At 33.7% G+C, this 22206-nt stretch carries 27 protein-coding genes; 14 read left to right on the top strand and 13 right to left on the bottom strand.

The annotated features are described in order from the left end of the window. Positions 1-79: 79 nt before the first annotated feature. From RT228_RS14965 to RT228_RS14955, 3 genes are read left to right on the top strand one after another with little or no spacing between them, the layout of a single operon-like run. Positions 80-550: a hypothetical protein gene (locus tag RT228_RS14965; protein ID WP_313138747.1), complete on the top strand. Its 471-nt coding sequence runs from the start codon at positions 80-82 to the stop codon at positions 548-550. After that, a complete protein-coding gene (locus tag RT228_RS14960) occupies positions 543-1442 on the top strand; it encodes a hypothetical protein (RefSeq protein ID WP_313138746.1) in 900 nt (299 codons plus the stop codon). Before RT228_RS14965 ends, RT228_RS14960 begins: the two co-directional genes overlap by 8 nt. 59 nt (positions 1443-1501) lie before the next feature. Further along, positions 1502-1669, top strand: a complete 168-nt coding sequence (locus RT228_RS14955; RefSeq protein ID WP_313138745.1) for a hypothetical protein — start codon at positions 1502-1504, stop codon at positions 1667-1669. Positions 1670-1818: 149 nt separating this feature from the next. On the opposite strand, the gene RT228_RS14950 is transcribed toward RT228_RS14955, so the two are convergent. The 8 genes from RT228_RS14950 to RT228_RS14915 all read right to left on the bottom strand — a co-directional run bounded on the left by RT228_RS14950 (position 1819) and on the right by RT228_RS14915 (position 7715). Then, entirely contained in the window at positions 1819-2418 is a 600-nt protein-coding gene (locus RT228_RS14950) for a hypothetical protein (protein ID WP_313138744.1), read from the bottom strand. Positions 2419-2433: 15 nt separating this feature from the next. Further along, positions 2434-2799: a type II toxin-antitoxin system HigA family antitoxin gene (locus RT228_RS14945; RefSeq protein WP_041892147.1), complete on the bottom strand. Its 366-nt coding sequence runs from the start codon at positions 2797-2799 to the stop codon at positions 2434-2436. Positions 2800-2805: 6 nt separating this feature from the next. Then, positions 2806-3099: a type II toxin-antitoxin system HigB family toxin gene (locus tag RT228_RS14940; RefSeq protein ID WP_313138743.1), complete on the bottom strand. Its 294-nt coding sequence runs from the start codon at positions 3097-3099 to the stop codon at positions 2806-2808. 66 nt (positions 3100-3165) lie between these two features. Next, positions 3166-3786 carry a DUF4240 domain-containing protein gene (locus RT228_RS14935; protein WP_313138742.1) on the bottom strand — a complete coding sequence of 207 codons (621 nt, stop codon included), beginning with the start codon at positions 3784-3786 and terminating at the stop codon, positions 3166-3168. A gap of 282 nt (positions 3787-4068) precedes the next feature. Continuing rightward, positions 4069-4632: a Crp/Fnr family transcriptional regulator gene (locus RT228_RS14930; protein WP_025126173.1), complete on the bottom strand. Its 564-nt coding sequence runs from the start codon at positions 4630-4632 to the stop codon at positions 4069-4071. Between the two features lie 6 nt (positions 4633-4638). Beyond that, complete coding sequence (gene ribB / locus RT228_RS14925; RefSeq protein ID WP_313138741.1) at positions 4639-5295, bottom strand: 3,4-dihydroxy-2-butanone-4-phosphate synthase; 657 nt, start codon at positions 5293-5295, stop codon at positions 4639-4641. A 3-nt stretch (positions 5296-5298) separates the two neighbouring features. Continuing rightward, entirely contained in the window at positions 5299-5520 is a 222-nt protein-coding gene (locus RT228_RS14920; RefSeq protein WP_071307441.1) for a DUF2798 domain-containing protein, read from the bottom strand. A gap of 410 nt (positions 5521-5930) precedes the next feature. Continuing rightward, positions 5931-7715, bottom strand: a complete 1785-nt coding sequence (locus tag RT228_RS14915) for an ABC transporter ATP-binding protein (RefSeq protein WP_313138740.1) — start codon at positions 7713-7715, stop codon at positions 5931-5933. Between the two features lie 177 nt (positions 7716-7892). Here RT228_RS14915 and RT228_RS14910 point away from each other — a divergent pair, with 177 nt between their 5' ends. Then, positions 7893-8525, top strand: coding sequence for a porin family protein (locus RT228_RS14910; RefSeq protein WP_286416419.1), 633 nt, complete (start codon positions 7893-7895; stop codon positions 8523-8525). A gap of 109 nt (positions 8526-8634) precedes the next feature. On the opposite strand, the gene RT228_RS14905 is transcribed toward RT228_RS14910, so the two are convergent. Beyond that, positions 8635-9489 carry a GNAT family N-acetyltransferase gene (locus tag RT228_RS14905; protein ID WP_006261391.1) on the bottom strand — a complete coding sequence of 285 codons (855 nt, stop codon included), beginning with the start codon at positions 9487-9489 and terminating at the stop codon, positions 8635-8637. A gap of 439 nt (positions 9490-9928) precedes the next feature. Between RT228_RS14905 and RT228_RS14900 the strand changes: the two genes are divergently transcribed. Together RT228_RS14900 and smpB are read left to right on the top strand one after the other, a co-directional pair. Beyond that, positions 9929-10522, top strand: coding sequence for a porin family protein (locus tag RT228_RS14900; RefSeq protein ID WP_006259986.1), 594 nt, complete (start codon positions 9929-9931; stop codon positions 10520-10522). Positions 10523-10622: 100 nt separating this feature from the next. Continuing rightward, complete coding sequence (gene smpB / locus RT228_RS14895; protein ID WP_006259985.1) at positions 10623-11075, top strand: SsrA-binding protein SmpB; 453 nt, start codon at positions 10623-10625, stop codon at positions 11073-11075. A gap of 755 nt (positions 11076-11830) precedes the next feature. Here the strand turns inward: smpB and RT228_RS14890 are convergent. Further along, positions 11831-12130, bottom strand: coding sequence for a hypothetical protein (locus tag RT228_RS14890; RefSeq protein WP_039329726.1), 300 nt, complete (start codon positions 12128-12130; stop codon positions 11831-11833). Positions 12131-12234: 104 nt separating this feature from the next. Next, entirely contained in the window at positions 12235-12876 is a 642-nt protein-coding gene (locus tag RT228_RS14885) for a protein-L-isoaspartate(D-aspartate) O-methyltransferase (protein WP_283840929.1), read from the bottom strand. A gap of 150 nt (positions 12877-13026) precedes the next feature. On the opposite strand from RT228_RS14885, the gene RT228_RS14880 reads away from it, so the two are divergent. The 8 genes from RT228_RS14880 to RT228_RS14845 all read left to right on the top strand — a co-directional run bounded on the left by RT228_RS14880 (position 13027) and on the right by RT228_RS14845 (position 20879). Next, positions 13027-13995 (top strand): Gfo/Idh/MocA family protein, encoded by a 969-nt coding sequence (locus RT228_RS14880; protein ID WP_006259982.1) that lies wholly within the window; start codon positions 13027-13029, stop codon positions 13993-13995. A gap of 30 nt (positions 13996-14025) precedes the next feature. Next, positions 14026-14913: a 3-hydroxyacyl-CoA dehydrogenase family protein gene (locus tag RT228_RS14875; RefSeq protein WP_006259981.1), complete on the top strand. Its 888-nt coding sequence runs from the start codon at positions 14026-14028 to the stop codon at positions 14911-14913. A gap of 92 nt (positions 14914-15005) precedes the next feature. After that, positions 15006-16223, top strand: a complete 1218-nt coding sequence (locus RT228_RS14870) for a DUF1015 domain-containing protein (RefSeq protein ID WP_006261394.1) — start codon at positions 15006-15008, stop codon at positions 16221-16223. A 15-nt stretch (positions 16224-16238) separates the two neighbouring features. Further along, a complete protein-coding gene (locus tag RT228_RS14865; protein ID WP_006259979.1) occupies positions 16239-16910 on the top strand; it encodes a YggS family pyridoxal phosphate-dependent enzyme in 672 nt (223 codons plus the stop codon). A gap of 17 nt (positions 16911-16927) precedes the next feature. Next, positions 16928-18277: an exonuclease domain-containing protein gene (locus tag RT228_RS14860; protein WP_313138739.1), complete on the top strand. Its 1350-nt coding sequence runs from the start codon at positions 16928-16930 to the stop codon at positions 18275-18277. Between the two features lie 11 nt (positions 18278-18288). Next, complete coding sequence (locus tag RT228_RS14855) at positions 18289-19140, top strand: ion transporter (protein ID WP_006259977.1); 852 nt, start codon at positions 18289-18291, stop codon at positions 19138-19140. Further along, a complete protein-coding gene (gene miaA / locus RT228_RS14850; RefSeq protein ID WP_313138738.1) occupies positions 19124-20044 on the top strand; it encodes a tRNA (adenosine(37)-N6)-dimethylallyltransferase MiaA in 921 nt (306 codons plus the stop codon). The genes RT228_RS14855 and miaA overlap by 17 nt, the downstream gene beginning before the upstream one ends. Before the next feature lie 100 nt (positions 20045-20144). Beyond that, a complete protein-coding gene (locus tag RT228_RS14845) occupies positions 20145-20879 on the top strand; it encodes an acyl-ACP thioesterase domain-containing protein (RefSeq protein WP_313138737.1) in 735 nt (244 codons plus the stop codon). A 91-nt stretch (positions 20880-20970) separates the two neighbouring features. Here the strand turns inward: RT228_RS14845 and RT228_RS14840 are convergent, their stop codons facing one another. Beyond that, a complete protein-coding gene (locus tag RT228_RS14840; protein WP_058699912.1) occupies positions 20971-21843 on the bottom strand; it encodes a hypothetical protein in 873 nt (290 codons plus the stop codon). Then, positions 21840-22205: a hypothetical protein gene (locus RT228_RS14835; RefSeq protein ID WP_286399533.1), complete on the bottom strand. Its 366-nt coding sequence runs from the start codon at positions 22203-22205 to the stop codon at positions 21840-21842. The genes RT228_RS14840 and RT228_RS14835 overlap by 4 nt, the downstream gene beginning before the upstream one ends. Between the last annotated feature and the right edge of the window lies 1 nt (position 22206).

Here is a 22206-nt window from a genome sequence, read left to right as displayed (position 1 = left end):
GATATGTTACAATAAGTAAATATGAAAATCACTATTAATTAAAAGAACACTACCTTTGATTTACAAAGAAACTAATATAATGAATATCAGAATATTTATATGTATACTACTACTTATAGGAATTCATTCTTGTAACAAGAAACCTACAGAGTCTCCTCAAGAGGTTATAGAAATTGAGGTAACTAATGAAAATGTCATTGACCATAATGCCAACGCTCTAAATCTTATCAAAAACCTTGTCGTTAATGGTGAAATAAAAGGTAAATGGTTATATGGAGGTTATGATTGCTATGTACTTATAAAAACTGATGAATCCTTATCTATGGTTAGATATAAATACCATGAAGAAGACACAAATAATTTATCGGTTTTTAGTAATCAAACTGTTATACCTTTTCAATATTATGACTCTGATAAAATCGAGTATCCAACAGGAGAACAATATAGTTATCAAATCAATGATGATGGAGATCTCTGGATAATAGATGCTTATTCAAGTGCAGAAAGAGGAATACACGGAATAGCTACAAAATTAAAATACAATGAATAAATTAATCCATTACATAAAACACAGTCTATACTGCTTATTCGTTTTAAGTAGCCTATTTAGTTATGGACAATCACTATATCCCGTAAACAGCGCTAATAGCAATTCTATATTTGTATCATTGACTAGGTTTAACCTAACTGATCAACAGCAGAAAACACTTCAACAACACCTTCCTAAAACAGAAAGCTTAGAGCCAATCTCTCTACCTAAGGAACTAAACAATATAATTCTAAAAGCATCTGAATACACAAGTAATGACAAAATATTCTACTATAACTATGTCACAAATAAGTTACTTACTTGGAATGTAAATGATGCGCAATTAATAGCCTTACAAGACCCTTACTTAGATGGTTTTGATTATGGATTGATGATAACAGATGATGCCTTAGCTCCATATAAAGACAATCTCACTTCTGCTTTTATTCATATCGGAGCAACGAACCCTTTTGCTCAAGAGAAACTTAATCCTATAAAATGGACACTAATAAACAAGAAAGCTTATCCTATACCTATTGGTTTTATAAATCAATTAAAATCCCACACCTCATCGCCTTGGACTATATTAAAAACACATCAATATCACGATAACCAATATGATTACTATTTAGCAGAGCTAACATCCGAAGATCATCAATACGCACATTTCTTTACTATCACTAAAAAGAACTCTGATATAGTACATTATTATAAACTATCTATCTCTAGTGAGGAGAACTATTTAAACACAGTAAACACAGGAAGTGAAAATGACGTCAAAATACATATTGGTAAACTTATCAAGAATAAACCATTAGCTTTTTGGGGATTATCTGATACGTCTATTGGTTGCTCTTCTATTTATTTTATTGATTATGACGAAATCGTAATGAGTTGTATAAATAACCATTAAACAACAAGATAGGCACAAATATTGCTGTATAATATACAGTATCAAAACAATAACTCATTATGAAAAAACAGAACTCATACGACGACTTAAACGTTTCAACAAACATCCCTCAATGGCAACAAAGCATTGTACTTGATCGAATAGAGAACTCAACAGAATTCGTAGATGCCTTCGAAATGTTAGCTCAGTTAAACCCAGATTCCGCATTCGCCCAATACTACGAATAAATTCTACTTTACATCTCTTTCATTTCTTCTAAAACCATACTATAGTATGCTTTTTTCATAAATTCAGAGCTGTTTTGTATAATTTACTCTCGTTAATAGGTCTATCGCGTATTCTGGGTTAAAGAATGAATAAAAAAAGCATAGATTACTTACAACCTATGCTTAAAATATTTTAAATCTGATTTCTTCACTTCTAATGAATATACTTTCTCTCTAAGTATATTTAATTGTCTTAAATACTCTGATTCACTCGTTTGTTCTATATATCGAATCAAGTGATCAATTAGGGTTAACGCTTTACCTCTGTACTTTACCACTTCTCCTACAGGATGATATACCTGACTCTTTAAATATAGCTCTAGATTAAACTTGACCATTTCTTCCTTCGTGATATTAGGAAAGTCTTCTTCTGCTCTTACTAGTGTACTTAATATATCCTCTACTCTAAAGCGAATACCCCGCTCACATAATACCTTAAGCGCTAAAAACTCTTCTTGCTGTACAAAATATAAAGCTAGAGGTTCATTAAACTCCTCATAACTATACCAGCCTCCATGAGCACAAGAGATAAGCTCCTTATATCGTTTGGCCTCTTTCCACTGCGCGATTATACTGTCACGCACCTCATTATACCTCGTTAATCTTTTATGCTCTTCTTCTAGCGTAATCTCTAAGGCATTATAATGAAACTGGAGACCAAGTTGTTTATAATGCTTCTCTATCTCTTTAGTTAATTTTGTGTAACTCATTATTAATAAAAGACTTTAAACCCCTAAGACAATAGCTGGGTCAATATCTAATTTTCTACTGATTTCTCTAGCGACTTTTAAAGGAGGTTCTCCCTTCCCTGTAAGATATTCGCTAACTCTAGAAGTACTAACACCTAATAATTCTGACAGAGACTTTTGATTTAAATCTCTTTCATACATTCTTAACTTCATACTCTCAATTAAAGTAGGAGGTAAAACTGGTTCATTTAATTCCTCGTAATTAGCAACTAAGTCAGAAATAAAATCCAACTCTATAAAGTCTTTACTATCTGTAGGGGTATCATTACCTACTACTTTAAGTAATTCCTCTATTCGCTCACACAGTGCGTTATACTCAAGTTTATTCTGAATTGTTCTCATAATTAATTATATATTTTTACAATCAATCTTATCATACTCAGCATGCGTACCAATAAATCTAATGTACACTTTCTTAGATGCAAAAATAATTATTGCTACAAGTCTATAATGGTTCCCTTTTATATTAAATACATAACGATTATTTCCAACATAATCAACAGTACTAAAAGTCCGTTTAAGATCTCCTAAACTCTCCCCGTCACATTGACTAACTCTGTAATACCAATCTCTAAGTGCAATATCAGACATAGGATGGCTCTCTATAAAAGACTTAATTGCCGAAAAGGTTACTATTCTCATCTAGCTTATAATTACAACAAATATATAACAAAAAACAAAATATAGTTACAGAATACAAAACAATCATCACTCCTCTCTCCTCAGCTCTCCTATTTCTTTCACTAATGCAGGATAGTGTGCTTGTAACGCTGTACCTGTATAAGGTGGTCGAGTCCATTGTGTGTCGATAACATCATAATGTTCTATATCTTGGTACAATTCATTTACAGCATCTGTTACAAAACTAGAATCCTCTGTCCCATACTTGGCATCATAGGCTAAATCACTCACATACAATAAGCCTTCGCCCCATGTATCTCCTATATCAAAAGAATACTTGCCGCTAATAAAGGCATTAATATCCTTTATGATATCGTAGAAAAACTCTTTTCCTCGTAAAATTAACCAACACCTAAAGTAGATAAATCCGTCTGTAGAGATATGATCATCAAAGTTATAAATCCCATCCTCTTCTTGAAAACTGTTTTCTAAAATAATGCCTAACTCTCCTATCTCTACCTTATCTAGTTCATTGATTTTTTTTCTCAATGTCATTTCAAAGAGAATCATCTCTTCTGAAGACAACTCTGTTAAGAGAGCAGTTAGCTCATCTATATGTTCATCTATATCATAAGTCTCCCAACTATCACTAGTATTAGACTGTTCTATTAATTCCCAAAAGAACTGTTCGTTTAAATCTATATTCATTGCTTTATATGCTTATGTCAGTCTTACTAAGATACAGCTTATTCATCTTATATTGCTTAAATCAATGAAATAAAAAACCCTCTCAACAGCACACACTGTCAAGAGGGTTAAACTCAAAATTAGAATTAGTCACATACTACAAAGTAATTCTACTTCATATCTCTTACATTAACTCTAAAACCATACTACAGTATGCTTGTATCGCAAATTCAGACCTATTTTATATACTTACTTGTCGTTTATATGTCTATCACCTATTTTGGGTTAAATAAATAATCCGACTTATTTAGATTTTATTCTACTCAGCGTTTCTTGAGATATATTTAAGTAAGAAGCAACTATCTTATTGGGTAGTCGTTGTACGATAAGGGGATTTAATTTGAGTAGTTCATTATATCGCTCTGCCGCATCCATGGTGACCATAGCGTGTAATCTATTGGTATTATTGATATAAGCGAATTCTAAATACTGCCTGTAGAACTTCTCCCACTTCGGGACTAACTCTAATAAATTGTAAAAATCAGCGTGCGTAATAGAATATACTTCGCTTATCTCTAGTGCTTGTAAATATTCGGATGACGTAGAACTATTGATAAAACTCACTAAGGCTGTAGCAAACTGATTTTCAAAAGCAAAGAATCTCGTAGCATCTTGCCCTGCCTCATTGATATAAAATATACGCAAACACCCTTTACACACAAAATAAAGCTTCTGCGCACTCGCCCCTGCAGATGTAAGCTGTTCTCCCTTTTTTAGTTTCTCATAGTGAAAAAAAGAAAGTATCACATCTAGCTCCTGATCATTTAATTCAACTCTATCTTGTATATAATCTATTAGTTGCTTCATTACTCATTATTTTTCTGTAACAAAAGTACGGTAATATACTAAGTCTGCTATACTTAACACCATCATTTTGTGTTCTTTTGCAAACTCTACTACCTCTGGTAATCTAGCCATTGTACCATCGTCATTCATTAATTCACATAATACAGCTTGAGGAGGTAAACCGGCTAACTTCATTAAGTCAATCGCTCCTTCTGTATGTCCATTGCGCTCTAATACTCCTCCATTTTTTGCTCTTAATGGAAATATATGTCCTGGACGTGCTAGATCAGCTGGTTTAGCATTCTTATCACTTGCAGCTCTTACCGTAGTTAATCGGTCTGCGGCAGATAATCCTGTGGTTACCCCTTCTGCAGCTTCTATGGTTATTGTGAAAGGTGTTTGGAATCTAGAACTATTTTCTGTCACCATATAAGGAAGCTCTAGTTCGTCTGCTTTATCATTCGTTAGACATAAACACACTACTCCACTACAATAGCGAATCATCATCGCCATATCCTGCTCTGACATTAAATGTGCTGAGAAGATGATATCTCCTTCATTTTCTCTATCTTGATCATCTAATAAAAGAACACCTTTACCGCTCTTTAAAAAACTCAACGCTTGATTAACTCTTTCTTGACTATCCCAACCAAATTGGTTAAGGGCATTTTCTAATGTATTCATATTTTATTCTTTTATTAGTCTCTCTGCATATTTACGCGCTCGAGGAATAATTAGAAAGGCAGAAGCATAGGCCACTGGCGACATTACACTCCATGCTTTTAAAAACATAAAGAACCATCCATCTCCAAAACCATAATTTCTAATCAACCCTACAAAGGCCATAATAAGGGTCATCGGAATAACCACAAATAGCGTATTTACATACTTATAATACTTAGTTTTCATTCTTTTATTTTTTATTTATTGACAAGACAAAGTTCTTCTTCCTAACCCCGAAAAACATTGACGTAAGTCAAAAAATAAACACACTCAAAAAACCTTAGTACACACTCAAAAAATAAAGCCACCGCCTAAGCAGTAGCTTTATTACACAACCTATACTTGTGAGAGTCTAAATCACATAATATGTATAATCTTATATCAGGTTGGCGGTATCTTTTTTGAACTATAATTATTAGCTTTTCCGACTTTATCTCTTGAGAGACACTAATAATTTTTGATCTTTTGGTATTGCAAATATCATCCCTGCTCAATCCAAAAACATTGACATAAGTCAATAAAAACGCTTTATAATAAATAAAGCCACCGCATACGCAGTGGCTCTATTACACAACCTAATTTATAAATGTCTATTTTTAATCTTGATGTAACGTTTGTGATATTTTCTCTAGGTTTAAGCTATTTGCCATAGCAGAGAAGATCTCATAATAGGTATTCTTATTTTCATACAGCTCCTCATGCTTACCATTCTCCACTACTCTTCCTTTTTCCATCACTACGATATCGTGAGCATCTATAATCTGAGAAATACTATGCGATACGATAATCACTGTTCTATTCTCCTTAATCGCGTCTAAACTTTTCTTGATCTGCTCAGTAGCGATAGCATCTAAGCTAGCCGTAGGCTCATCTAAGAAAATAATAGCAGGATCTTTTAAGAACAACCTCGCTATAGCGATACGCTGTTGTTGACCCCCTGATAGCAGACGTGCATCAGATTCATACCCTTGAGGAAGATCGATGATCTGCTCGTGAATATACGCCTTCTGCGCTGCTAATTCTACTTCTTCTATCGTAGCATGAGGATTCCCATAACGTATATTCTCTGCTATACTACCTTGGAATATGTGATTCTTCTGTAGTACAAGCCCTATGTGCTTACGAAGTTCTTTAGTATCGTATTCTCTTAGATCTACACCATCTAGGAGTATTTGTCCAGAAGTAGGCGCATAGAACTTATCTAATAAATTAATCACTGTACTCTTACCTGCTCCACTCAGCCCTACAAGAGCAGTCGTCTGATTAGGTTCTATCGTCATAGACACTTCTTTTAAAGCGCTTGTCCCATTAGGATAATCAAAAGAAACATCCTTAATCTCTATCTTTCCTTTAATTTCGGTAGGAACATAAGTACCTGTTGTTTCTACTTCATGATCTGCATTAATAATCTCAAAGAAAGTCTCTGAGTAAATCATCGCATCGTTCACATCATCATAGATACGGTGAAGCTGTCTAATAGGAGCTGTAACGTTATTAAATAATAGAACGTGAAACATAATAGCTCCTACAGTCATCTCTCCTTTTAGAACAAAGTAAGCCGTCATCAGGATAATCACAACAAGTCCAAACTGCTCAATAAACCCTTTTACAGCATCAAAGACAAAACTCATTCGTCTCGTCTGTAACTGATTCTCTGTCATATCATATTGAATCTCTTCATGTTTCTCCGCTTCTAAAGGCTCTCTCACAAAAGACTTAATCACAGTAATAGAATTAATCAGAGAGATAATACCATTGTTTTTATTCTCTCTATAACTACGCATTTTTCTTCTAAAACCTTTTAATTTACTAGCCTGAAGCTGACTCACATAGAAGTATAAAGGAATCATCGCTGTACTAACTATACCTACATACACATTAGCTGTATAAATAAACACTAAAGCTACTATAGCATTAGCAAACAAAGGCAAGATATCGATAAAAAAGTTCTGAATCAGTCGAGTAATACTCCCTACTCCCTGATCTATACGAGTCTGTAGCTTACCACTATCATTCTCATCAGAGGTATAGAAAGCCATTCGGTAGGTTAATATCTTCGTAACCACTAACTGTGAAATATCTCTAGAAACATAAATACGCAGTTTCTCCCCAAAAAACTTCTGTCCAAACTGTATAAAAGCATTTAAAATTTCTTTTACAATAAGAACAACAGTACTAAAAACAAGCATCTTATACCCCCAAGCCAAATCCTTCACTCCACTTACTACATCATTTAACGTATCCACCATAAAGCGAATAATAAGCGCATTTACCTGCACTGCGAAGGACCCAACGGCTGTTAATACCAATGTCCCTATGATTAACCTTTTATAGGGCATTACAAAAGGCTTTATCTGTTTAAGTATTTTTATCAAACTCATACTGCAAAGATAGAATTGTTCTAAATAAAAAGCTTTGATTTAAGTCAATAAATTCACTAGTTTTCAATCTATTACACAATCACCTATTCTCATTTTGTCATATAAATGCTTTATACTCCTTGTTTTTATAAAAAATTCGTACTAGTTTTACGTTAAATTTAACAATAAATTAAAGATATGAGAAAAATTACTTTATCATTAGTTGCAGCCCTAGCAATAGGTTTTTCTGCAAATGCACAGACTCCAGATGTAAAAATCGGAGCAAAAGCTGGTTTAAACGTTTCTAACCTTACTAATTCTGATGCGTCTTCTCGTACGAGCTTTCATGTGGGAGCTGTAGCAGAGATTTTTATTAATGAAAAATTCTCTATTCAGCCTGAGATACTTTATTCAGAACAAGGTTTTAAGATAAAGGAAAGTGATTCGTTCAATGGAGTACAAAATAAAATTGATGTAACAAGTCAATTAAGTTACATTAATATTCCTATAATGGCTAAATATTACCTTGTAAAAGGGTTAAACGTACAAGTAGGACCACAATTTGGATTTAATGTTAAGGCTAAGAATAAAATTAATGATTTAATTATTGCTGGTCAAAATGTACAAGGAACAGGGTTTGACGACATTGATAAAGATTTTAAAGACAGTGTTAAATCTTTTGATTTTGGCGTAAACTTCGGAGCTGGATATGAACTTCCTATGGGAGTATTCTTTGACGCTCGTTATAACGTAGGTCTTTCTAAAGTAAACAAAGAAGGAGAGGCTTCTAAAAATGGAGTATTCCAACTATCTGTAGGATATAAATTCTAATACAGATACCTAATATAACTATGGAGGTTCTTATCGGATAATAAGAGCCTCTTATTTTTTTATAAATACCACAAAAAAAGACCTAAGCATTGTTTAGGTCTTAGTTATCTTATGATAAAATATTGAATACCATCAGTACCCCTGGTACTTGTACTTCTTCTTTCTTATATTCTTCTAAACTAAAATACTTCACAGCTCCTATTTCATTAGTAGCTTCTATAGTTTCTCCATTTAGGCTATAACTATAACAGTCTTGTTGCATCATGATATTAAGCTTCTCCCCATAGGCAGGAGCAGTGATATGATGTAAAAAAGTCAGCCTATCTACGTCTAGCACTAGATTTAACTCCTCTTCTATCTCTCGAATAAGAGCAGTTCTACTCCCCTCTCCTTCATCGATCTTTCCTCCAGGTAGATACCAAGCCTTCTTATTATTGCTATACGCTAGTAATAGTTTACCTTCTTCTACTACGACAAGCCCTGCCGTATCTAGATCTATCCAATTCTCTTCCACAACAGGTAGGTGATACACCTTCATCATACGACCAGGGACACTAGTTAACACCTGACGTACACATACACCTCCCATTTTCTCATAAAAGAGATTTGCATTAGGCTCTGCATACACCTCTATATACTTATATCCTCTGGACTTAGCTATCGCTTTAATTTGAGACATGATCACTCGCCCATATCCTTTATTAATATGTGCAGGCAATACCCAAAAGTGGTCTATACATAAATAAGGACCTTTATTTTCTAATTCAAAAAAGCCAATATATTCATCTGCATAAAAACATTTGATAAGTTCTCCTTTTCTAAAATTAATATCTGTGATTGTTAGATCATCTGTCCACATCGACATATATTCCTCTCTGTATCCCCAATATCTCTTGGAAGCTAATGCAGTCTCTGTTAGTAATTCACAATCTGCTACTGTAGCATTTTTGTATGAAATAGTCATTTTATAGTAATTGTTACAAGATAGTCAAATGTAACATTTATGACTTTAAAATTCCGTTTATTCTAGTTTATTTACTATAAAACCTCTATTAATCAAATTCAAAACCTCTAAACCAATCCCTTATAGACTAAATAAGAAAATATTTATTACATCCCCCCTCCTATACGGTACTTATAAACTACTCTAGCTCATTTAGCCGCTTAAATAAAACCAAAATCTTTAAAAAACTGTATATCAAGTCATCAATTAAAAAATATACTGCAAATACAATCTCATAATATTAGCTATAAACTGAAAATTTGATTTCTATAGAAAAACAACTCAACCGTTTATCATAAAAATACTGCCCTTTATGTAAATCTGTCAATATCTACAAAGAAAACATTTTAAATAATTAACTTTTTATTTAATTTTGTCTTTCAATATAAAAAAAATGACAATGAAAAAAATCATGCAATCACTTACTTGTGCTCTTATGTTAGTTGGAGCAACTGCATTTGCACAAACACCTTCTCCAATTCACTTTGGTATTAAAGCTGGTGCTAACTTCACAAATATTTCTACTGACTTAAAAGATTACAGTAGTAAAGCATCTACAGGATTTGGTATTGGAGCAATGACTAGAATTGATATCAAAAAGACATATATCCAAGCTGAACTATTATATGCTGAGAAAAAGTCTAAGTTCGAAAACAACTTAGGAGAAAGTACTACTAGTACTTCTAAACAACTTGAAATACCAGTAGTTATCGGACACAAATTCTTAAAACTACCAATGGTAAGCCTTAGAGGATTTGCTGGAGGAGTGTACACGAATACTATTGATGACAAATTATCAGGAAGCAAAATCAACGATGCAGTACAATTCAAAAACTTTGACAAAAACAATATCGGATACCGTTTAGGTGTTGGTGTTGATGTATTGACATTCACTGTTGACGTTTCTTATGACGGAAGCTTCAGCAAAACAAACAAAGAAATCGGAGCAAGACCTAATACTTGGATGGTATCATTAGGATACTTCTTCCTATAGTAGGTCTATAAAACATACTATTTAAGAGCTATCTCTAGAGGTAGCTCTTTTTTTATATCATAAAAGTAGAAACACTTTAAAAATTTGTTATTTTTGTCCCATGCAAAAGACAATAAACATTTTAAACAAAAGGGCTAAGTTCGAATACGAAATACTAGATAAGTATACTGCTGGTATCGTATTAACTGGAACTGAAATTAAGTCTATACGTTTAGGTAAAGCAAATATCGCTGAAAGCTTTTGTGAGTTTCAAGGACACGAATTATTCGTTATCAATAGTCAGATAGAAGAATACGCATATAGTAAGCACTTTAATCACAAAGCAAAAACAGAGAGAAAACTTCTTTTAAACAAAAAAGAATTAAAATCTCTACTAAAAGATGTTCAGAATAAAGGTCTGACTATCATCCCGCTTAGACTATTCTTAAACGATAAAGGTAGAGCCAAACTTGATATCGCTCTAGCTCGTGGTAAAAAGAACTATGACAAGAGAGAAACAATTAAAGATCGCGATAATAAACGCGACCTAGATAGACTTAAAAAATCGTATTAAGACATACACTTATCGAAGCATCCTATAAAGGATGCTTTTTTGTTTACATTCTACTTTTTATCCTCCACAAAGTCTCTTGACTTTTGATTACTTGATCTGGTTTGGGTGACATGCAAAATATTGCATCTCTACCTTAATAGATTATATATATGTTATGAGAATATGTCCTGACAAAACATCTCCACAATACCACGTCATTAATAATGTTTATCTAAAAACAACTTAAAGTTTTTTTTCTGTATATTTGCATATATCAATCATATAAGTTCTGTGAGTATCTTCTTAAAACACACAAATTGAACCAATATCCAATGTTGTACTCTTCAGCATTATTACAGTAAAAAAGTCAATCTGTAAAATTCTTATTTTAAATTTTAACATTAATCTTAACATATACTTTTTCATCTAAACCCTCTATTCATACGGTCTTAGACTAGATTTGTTCGGAACCTGTTCGGAAAAAAAACCATTTTTCCGAACAATCCCCGAACAAGGCTAACAAAAAAAACTGTAAACACTTGAAAATACAGGGATTGGATATCATTTAGCACTGTAAAAAACATCATAAATGTTAAAAATTTAACTATGAGTAAATAATCCTAATCAACATTAGTTTTAAGTCTAAAATAATCTCTAATTGAGATTATTAAAAGAAAGTGTTTTTTGTCTTGGTTATATACAAACGATCTTTACATACATTAATTTCTATTAAAAAAAGCTGTTATCTAAAGACAACAGCTTTTATCTAATTTTAATTATAATTCCCCAGGTCCTGTAAGACACATCATTGCTTCATGCTCCTTCATATATTTTCCTCCTACAATTGTACCACCACGTTGTTGAGCAAATTCTACTGCACATTCATAACCTTGTACATATACTTCCCAACCATCAGCAAGTCTAACTAAATAAGCATAAACAAGCCCTGCATTAGGATCTTGATCTAACGATAAATGGGTACTAGACTTTATCGTAAATAAAGTATTAACATCTAAGGCTAATGCGCTTCCTGAAAATGTAGCAAAGGCAATTGCTACGAAAAATAGTTTCTTCATAATTTATTATGTTTTAATTGGTTATATAAACATAATAAAAAAATATGGTAATTAAACTACCATAATAAAAGATATAGTTAGTATCCTAAAATCAATCTAAATTCCTAATTCTTATTCTCCAGCATGGGTACGAACTTAAAGTCTCCGTGTTCGTGTTTTTCAAACTGTTTTTCGTTGATACGGATTAACTCTGTCATGATTTGTTTCTCCTCACCAATAGGAATGATAAGTCTACCTCCTACTTTTATTTGTCCTAATAAAGCTTGCGGGATAAAAGGAGCACCTGCTGTAACAATAATAGAATCAAAAGGAGCATAATTAGGTAATCCCTTATACCCATCACCAAAAGTAGTAAGCTTAGGTCTGATCCCTAACTTTGGCAATAAAGCTGAAGTCTTTTTATACAATTCGTTTTGTCTCTCGATACTATACACTCTAGCGCCCATAGCTATAAGTACAGCAGTCTGATATCCACTACCAGTACCAATCTCTAAGATTTTATCTTCTTTTTTGACTTGAAGTAACTGAGATTGAAAAGCTACAGTATAAGGTTGCGAAATAGTCTGGCCTGCTCCGATAGGAAAAGCCTTATCTTGGTATGCAAAATCCTCGAAACTTGAATCTAAGAATAAATGACGTGGTACCCTCTTGATAGCATTTAAAACATTGGTATCAACAATCCCTTTTTGCTTAAGTACTTCAACCAACTGGTTTCTAAGACCTTGATGTTTTGCAGAATCTTTCACTATTAAATTATTATTTCCCACAAAATAACTAATATTTTCTAACAAAAGCAATCTGTATAAGCCCTGAGAATATAATTGAACAAAACTTTAAGCAGGTTTATTGAAAGTTTAGATAAATAAATTATATTTTTGTTTTCAAAATATAGTTTTATGCTTAAAGTTGGAGTATTGGGAGCAGGCCACCTAGGTAAAATTCACCTACGCTTGCTTAACCAATCTGAAAAATATGAACTAGTAGGATTTTACGATCCTTTTAAAGAGAATGCTGAAAAAGTAGCAGCAGAATTTGGCTATAGAAAATTTGACACTATAGAGGAATTAATTCAGGCAGTAGATGTAGTAGATATCGTTACTCCTACCCTTTCTCACTTTGACTGTGCTAAACAAGCTATCGAAGCTGGTAAGCATGTGTTCTTAGAAAAACCGATTACAACGACTATTGAAGAAGCTGAAGCAATCATCGCATTAGCTGCTAAATATAATGTACTAGGACAAGTAGGTCACGTAGAGCGTTTTAACCCAGCGTTTATCGCAGTACGTCCAAAGATAGAAAACCCTATGTTTATCGAGACTCACCGCCTAGCTGAGTTTAATCCTAGAGGAACAGATGTACCTGTAGTATTAGACTTAATGATCCACGATCTAGATGCTATCTTAAGTGTGGTTAAATCTCCTGTAAAGCATGTAAGCGCTAGTGGCGTAGCTGTACTAAGCGAATCTCCAGATATCTCTAATGCTCGTGTAGAGTTTGAGAACGGATGTGTGGCTAATATCACTGCTAGCCGTATCTCTATGAAGAATATGCGTAAATCGCGCTTCTTCCAACGCGATGCTTATATCTCTGTGGATTACTTAGAGAAGACGTGTGAAGTAGTGAAGATGAAAGAAGCTCCTGAAGTACCAGGTGACTTTGACCTAATCCTTCAAAATGCTGAAGGAGTTAAAAAACAAATTTATTACGACAATCCTGAAGTATTAGCGAATAATGCTATCTTAGACGAGTTAGAGACATTCCATGACGCGATAGTGAATAAAACTACGCCTATCGTGACGCTAGATGATGGTACTAAAGCACTGCGCTTAGCTTACCAAATCATCGAGGCAATGGAGAAAAAATAAATTAACATCAAAAAATATAAATTAACCATTATGAAAAAAATTGCTGTTATCGGAGCTGGAACGATGGGAAATGGTATTGCACATACATTTGCTCAAAAAGGTTTTACAGTTCTTTTAATTGATATATCAGAAGCTGCTATCGAAAGAGGAATGACTACGATTATTAAGAATTTAGATCGTATGATCGCGAAAGGAAGCATCACTGAAGCGGACAAAAAAGCAACTATCGAAAACATCGTTACCTATACTGATATTAAAGATGGTGTAGCGAATGCTGATTTAGTAGTAGAAGCTGCTACTGAGAATGTAGAGTTAAAACTAAATATCTTTAAACAACTGAGCGAAGTATGTGATGAGAATGTAATCTTAGCATCGAATACTTCTTCTATCTCTATTACAAAAATCGCTTCTGTGGTGAAAAACCCTGAGCGCGTAATCGGTATGCACTTTATGAACCCTGTGCCTATCATGAAGTTAGTAGAAATCATCAGAGGATACAACACGAGTGATGAAGTGACTAAAGCAATCATGGATATGTCTAAAGCTTTAGATAAAGTTCCTACAGAGGTTAATGACTACCCAGGATTTGTAGCGAACCGTATCTTAATGCCGATGATCAATGAAGCTATCGAGACATTATACAACGGTGTAGCTGGTGTAGAAGAAATCGATACTGTGATGAAGTTAGGTATGGCTCACCCAATGGGACCATTACAACTAGCTGACTTTATCGGATTAGATGTATGTCTTTCTATCCTTAACGTAATGTATGACGGATTTAAAAACCCTAAATATGCTCCATGTCCACTATTAGTAAATATGGTAATGGCTGGTAAATTAGGAGTTAAATCTGGAGAAGGATTCTACGACTATAGCGAAAGCAAAAAAGCTGAGAAAGTAGCGAAAATGTTCGCTTAACCCTCCAGTGTTATTGTAAACTAGTAAATACTAATAAAAGACAACCAAACTAAACTTTGGTTGTCTTTGATATTTTTGAAACCATACTTATAATGGCTAAAATAATTCCTTTTAAAGGCTTGCGCCCTACCCGAGATAAAGTAAGCTTAGTAAGCTGTAGATCATTCGAAGACTACAATGCTGTTGAGATTGCTTATCTTTTAGACTACAACCCCTTCTCTTTTTTGCACGTATTAAACCCTGCTTATGTAAACCCTTCAAAAGTAACGTATGATAAACGTTATAAGATGGTCGCAGCCAAGTTAAACGACTTTAAGAAAGAAGGTATTCTGATTACAGAAGATAAACCGATTTATTATCTGTATCAGATCAGTACAAAAAGTTGGAGTTTTACAGGGATAGTGGCAGGAACTTCTATAGATGACTACCAGAGTAATGTGATCAAAAAACATGAAGACACCTTAGAGTTTCGCGTAAGATTATTTAAGGAATACTTATATCACAGTAAGTTCAATACTGAACCTGTACTGATGATGTATCCTGATCAGGAGGGTATAGAAAAGTGGATTATCACGAAGAAGCATGAGAAACCCCTGTATGACTTTAGTACTGTAACTAGAGAAAGACATACGATCTGGAAGATAGATGAGGATACCGATATCAAGTGGTTAACAGAACAATTTGCAGATATTAAAGAACTGTATATCGCAGATGGACATCACCGTTTTGCTTCTGCAGAACTGTTACAAGCAGAACATTCTAACGGAACTCCTGCTCATAACAATACAGTGATGACGTATTTAATCGCTGAAAACAATATTAAAATCTATGAGTTTAATCGTATTATACACGATTTAAACAATCATACTAAAGAAGAGTTCCTAAACCTTCTAAAAGAGAAGTTTCACGTTGTCAATAAAGAACAACAACTTTGGAAACCTACTAAGAAGATGGAATTCGGAATGTACTTAGACGGTGACTTCTATGCCTTAACGCTAAAAGACATCAAACAAACAGACTGCATCTTACAACAGTTAGATGCGCAAATACTATACGATGAAGTACTACATCCTATATTAGGATTAGATGACTTGAGAAATGATGCTCGTATAGACTATGTTCCTGGTAATGAATCTATCGTTACAATCAAAGAACTAGTAGATGATGGTGAATACGAAGTAGGATTTATGCTTTATCCTACAAATGTAAGTGAGATCAAACAAGTGGCAGATAACGACCTTATCATGCCTCCAAAAAGCACATATATAGAGCCTAAGTTTATGAATGGTCTCTTTATATACGAAATTTAAAAAAAGATAAAAATTATGTCTATTACAGAGAATTTAAAACACGTTAAGAACACATTACCTGCTCATGTTACCCTTGTTGCTGTTTCTAAAACGAAACCCAATGAGGATATTCTAGAAGCATATGAAGCAGGACAACGTGTATTCGGTGAGAATAAGATTCAGGAAATGACTGATAAATATGAAGCTCTTCCTAAAGATATTAAGTGGCACATGATCGGACATGTACAGCGCAATAAAGTGAAGTATATGGCTCCCTTTGTCTCTCTGATTCACGGAGTGGATAGCTTCAGACTCTTACAAGAGATCGATAAACAAGCGAAGCGTAATAACCGTGTTATAGAATGCTTATTGCAAATGTTCATCGCAGAAGAAGACACAAAGTTCGGCTTAGATGAGGCAGAATTGTTAGAAATTCTTTCGAGTGAGGAATTTGCTGGACTTAAGAATATTAAAGTAGTTGGACTAATGGGCATGGCTACTTTTACAGATAATCAAATACAAGTAAAGAAAGAATTTACACAACTAAGTAATATATTTGCAATGTGTAAAGAGAAATACGGCACGAAGGATAACCTAGACCTAAACATTGTCTCTATGGGGATGAGTAACGATTATCCACTAGCGATAGAATGTGGGAGTACGATGGTTAGAATAGGTAGTAATATCTTCGGTAGTCGTAATTATTAATTTATTAAAAGGACAAGTTGTACGCAGTTTTAGATATAGAAACAACTGGTGGGCAGTTTAATGAAGAAGGAATCACCGAAATTGCTATATATCGATTTGATGGTAATCAGATCGTAGATCAGTTTATTAGTTTAGTTAATCCAGAGATGGAGATACAACCTTTCGTAGTGAAACTTACGGGAATCAATAATGCTATGCTACGGCTAGCTCCGAAGTTCTACGAGATAGCTAAGCGCATCATAGAAATAACGGACAACTGTGTCATCGTAGCTCATAATGCTGAATTTGATTATCGAGTACTGCGCAATGAGTTTAAACGACTAGGTTATGAATACAGTCGCAATACACTGTGTACAGTAGAACTATCACAGAAGTTACTGCCTGATATGCCTTCTTATAGCTTAGGTAAACTAGTGCGATCACTTGGTATTCCCATCGCAGATAGACATCGCGCTAATGGAGATGCTATGGCTACAGAAAAGCTATTCGAATTACTTCTATCAAAAGATAAAGAGAAGACCATCTTAACCTCTATGATTAAGTCGGATATCAAAACGGGGATTAGTCCTAAGTTTTTGGATATCGTAGACACTTTGCCTTCTACTGTAGGTATTTATTATATCTTGGACAAAGAAGGTAATATTATCTTCATCGGTAAGAGCAAGAATATTAGAAAGAAAGTCTTACAGCACTTTACAAGTAATTCGCTTATATTCAAAAAAATACAACAAGAAACCTATACTGTCACTTTCGAAAAAACAGGTACTGAACTCATCGCGCTTCTAAAAGAGGCTGAAGAGATCAATACCAATAAACCAAAGTACAATAAGGTCAGTAAGAAAAGTGTATTCCCCTACTCTATTTATTTAAAAACTAATCTAGAGGGATACTTATACCTATCTATCGAAAAGACAGATGGTAGAAAAAGAAATCTAATGGCGTTTACATCGCCTAATGAAGCTAGAAAATTCTTACATAAGATATTCCAAGGTCAACAAGAGTTACCTTATGTAGAGTTTATATATGAGAAAAAATCAACTAAAATAACAGCTGATAACTTCTTCACCAACTTTACCTCGACAAGGGAAGAGTTCAATGCTAATATACTTGAACTATTTAAACCTTATGATATAGATAAAGACCATGTTCTAATCTTAGACAAAGGCCGTAAAGTAGATGAGAAAAGTGCTGTCGCTTTAGAAAAAGGGAAGCTAAACGGATATTGCTTCTATAACTTAAACCACCAAATCAACGCCCCAGAACGAATAGCAGCCAATTTAACGCCAATTTTGTTTAATAGAAACAACAGAAATATCATTCTTAATTATCTAAATAAGAAGATCGGTTACAAATTAATTCACTACTAAAAACAGTTTTTGTGAGACGCAGATTAAAAAACAAATGGGATATCCTACAGCAGAAGATTTACATCATTATTTATGGTTCAAATACTTTTGCAGGTAAATTATTTGATATTGCCTTACTAGCGGTTATTCTGATGAGTGTACTTCTAGTGATGCTTGAATCGATAGAGAGCTATGATATGAAGCACCACACAGGTCTAGTAGTCTGTGAGTGGATTATCACTGTGTTTTTTACCATAGAGTATATCCTTAGGATTCTTTGTAATAAAAAACCGCTTAAGTACATCTTTAGTTTTTATGGAATAGTAGATCTTATCTCTATTCTACCGATGTATTTATCGTTCTTTATTCCTGGTTCTAGAGCACTTACTGTTGTAAGAGCACTGCGTTTACTGCGTTTATTTGGTATCTTAAACCTTGTACCATACATTGGACAACAGTCACACTTAAAGCTAGCTCTTAAGTCTAGTAGAACGAAAATTATTGTATTCGTATACTTTGTACTTGTGATGTCGATCTTATTAGGTGCGCTAATGTATGTTATTGAGAGTAAAGAAAGTGGCTTTACGAGTATACCTAGAAGTATCTATTGGTGTATCGTAACGCTTACTACAGTGGGGTATGGAGATATCGCTCCACAGACCCCACTAGGTCAGATGATAGCATCTTTTATCATGATTATGGGTTACGGTATTATCGCCGTTCCTACAGGTATTGTGACAGCAGAGTTCTCTAATATTAAACGCAACAGATTAGATGCGAAGAGAAGAAGAAACTGCTCTACATGTACTACTACAATCTACGATGATGATGCAAATTACTGCTATAACTGCGGTCAAAAATTAGGAGATGTCTACGAAAAATAACAATTATCTTATTGTTGTCATTGGACCTACAGCGATTGGAAAAACAGCTTTAGGAATCAAACTTGCACAACATTTTAATACCAATATAATATCATGTGATAGCCGCCAATTCTATAAGGAAATGGCGATAGGAACAGCTGTGCCTTCTAAGGAAGAACTAGCTGCTGCTCCACATCACTTTATTCAGAATATCAGCATTCACGATACTTACTCTGTAGGAGATTTTGAAAGAGAGGCACTGGCTAAGCTAGATGAGCTCTTTACAGATAATCCTGTACAGGTTATGGTAGGTGGATCGGGACTATTTGTCAATGCGATCCTAAATGGGCTTGATGACTTCCCTGATGTAGATCCTGGTATTAGAGAACAATTAAATCAAGACTTAGCAGAAAAAGGCCTTCCTTATTTGCAAAATATGCTAAAGGAATTGGATCCTATTCACTATGAAAAAGTAGCGATAGACAATCCTCAAAGAGTAACTCGAGCATTAGAGATCTGTATAGGTACTGGCAAGCCCTACTCTAGTTTCTTAAATATAAAACAACACGCTCGCAACTTCACTCCTATCGTGATAGGTCTAGAAGCTGATAGAGAGAAGATGTATGAGCGCATTAATAAACGTGTGGATATCATGCTAGATAATGGCCTTCTAAAGGAAGCTCAAGATTTATATCCGTATCGCGATAACAATGCATTACAAACCGTTGGCTATCGAGAATTATTTGCGTACTTTGACAACGAATTCACATTAGAGTTCGCTATTGAGGAAATCAAAAAGAATACACGCCGCTTTGCTAAACGTCAGATTACTTGGTTTAAACGTACTCCTGATGTTATGTGGTTTGACTACCTTACTGCACCAGAACAAATCTTAAAAGCTGTAGAAGATAAAATACAGTTTTAAGGAAACATAAAACCGAGAACGGGGAACTGAAAACAGGGAACAACGATTTCACAAATTTACAGTCTCACAAAAAAACAACAGCACAAAAAACAAAAAAACCATGCCTATATCACCCAACTTTACATCTATATTTACACAGAGCTTCGATGTTGATTACTTTGACTGCGATATCAATGCTCAGTTAAAAACAGTAGATTTATGTAAGATGATACAGATGGCTTCTTCTAATCATGCAGTCTTAGGAGGGATAAGCTTTTGGGATCTGCAAGAAGCAAACCAATCATGGGTAGTCTATAAATTTAGAGTAGAAATAGACAGAATGCCTAAGTGGCAAGAGCGCATTGATATCACTACTTGGATAGAGACATTAGATGGTATTCGTTCTGTGCGTAACTTTGAGGTACACTGTAACGGAGAGCTTGTCGCAAGTGCTAGCTCGATGTGGGTAATCATGAATACAGTAAGACGTCGTCCTGAGATGATGGCTATTCCTCATGACCACTTTACTAAACACGAGGACAAAAAAAGTATCCAAAATGAGTTCACCACTTTTCAGAAGAAACCTGAGACAACGCATTTAATCACAGATAAGGTAAGATACTCTGATCTAGACATGGTTAATCATGTAACTAATATCAAATACTTAGAATGGGTTATTAATGCCTTAAAAGTATCGGAAAACACTTCTAAAGACATTTCTGTAGTTGATATGCACTTTAATAAAGAACTTCGTTTTAATCAGGAGTATACCATAGAACAATGTGTTGCTAATAACAACCACTTTGTAATCAAATCTAATGAAGGAGACCTTAACTTCCAATGTGTGATAGAGTAGATAGAAGAGAACAGACTTATTATCATAAATAACAAAGGCTAATACATCGAGATGTACTAGCCTTTGTTTTATTATTTAGTTCTTAATAATATTATCGCAAAATCAGTTCAGAGAATTTAGATGCTCCTGTTCTAAGAATATCAGCAGTTACTTCTTCTAGTTGATTTGAATTAATCAATCGATATAGTTCATTTTCTTGGTTACTTAATGTATCATATAATTCTAGATACTTCTCATCAATACCTTTATACTGATCTATAACTAGATAATACTTATTCTGTTCAGGATATTCTACTAATTGCTTAGAAAAATCATTTAATCTAAAGTTTAAGCTTTCTAATTCAGATATATCTTTCTGAATAGTATCTATTGTTCTATTCGAATTAATATCAATACACTTTACACTATAAATAGATCCATTTCCTCCTATCCCATTTAATTTATAATCAAAAAACAAGGAAGGAATTACCTTCTTTTCAATCTTATAATCAATATCTATGATGTCTTCTAGAGGTTCTCTAAAGTGACTATTAATACGATTATAAAACACCTCATCTTTTTTGTTACTCTTAGTACTTGTCCTCAAGTCACCTATATATTTCTCATAGAATTTACTAAAGAAAGTTGCATCTATATTCATATTTAATTCAACTGGTTTGTCAAATTGAATTATTCCGTTATTATAAACTGCTAAACGATCTAAGTACTTCTTTAAAATATTAGTATTCTCTTCAATAAATAAATCTTCCTTAGCATTTAGTTCCAAAACTTCACTAATCTTCTTTATATTGAAATTTAATAGTTTACTCTTATTGTCATAGAATCTAGTAATAAAACTAATCTTTGATTCAGAAAACTTATAAAACACATTATTGGTTGAAGAAACCGCTATTAGTCCAATAACAATATTCTCCCTAGACAAGGAGTTATTAAAGTATCTAATTAAACTGTAATACGATTTCATTTTAATAGTTTGTTTAATATGTTGGAAATTCTAGTATTTCGTTCTTGATTACTAAGTATCTCTATTATTTTAAGCTTACCTGCCTTACTCAATCCTACTTTTGACGGAAGGCTATCTAACACCTCTGGCAAGACCACTAGTGTTGTGTTAATTTTTTCAATAATTCTAATATTGAATTTTGAAAGTACTTCATTCTCAGCAAAATTACAAATCTTTTTGGTGAATTTTGAAGCAATTAACATATTTACAAGACTGACATCCATTACATTAATTTTCAACCCTTTATAGTTAGTTTGATTACCAAAAAGTTGTGTATGATCAATAGCAACAAAGTCTATTTTTCCTTGATCCTCAACTAACAAA

Origin of the sequence: Myroides sp., assembly GCF_032073645.1 — a bacterium.
Taxonomy (GTDB): Bacteria; Bacteroidota; Bacteroidia; order Flavobacteriales; family Flavobacteriaceae; genus Flavobacterium; species Flavobacterium odoratimimum.
This window is presented reverse-complemented; position numbering and strand designations above follow the sequence as displayed.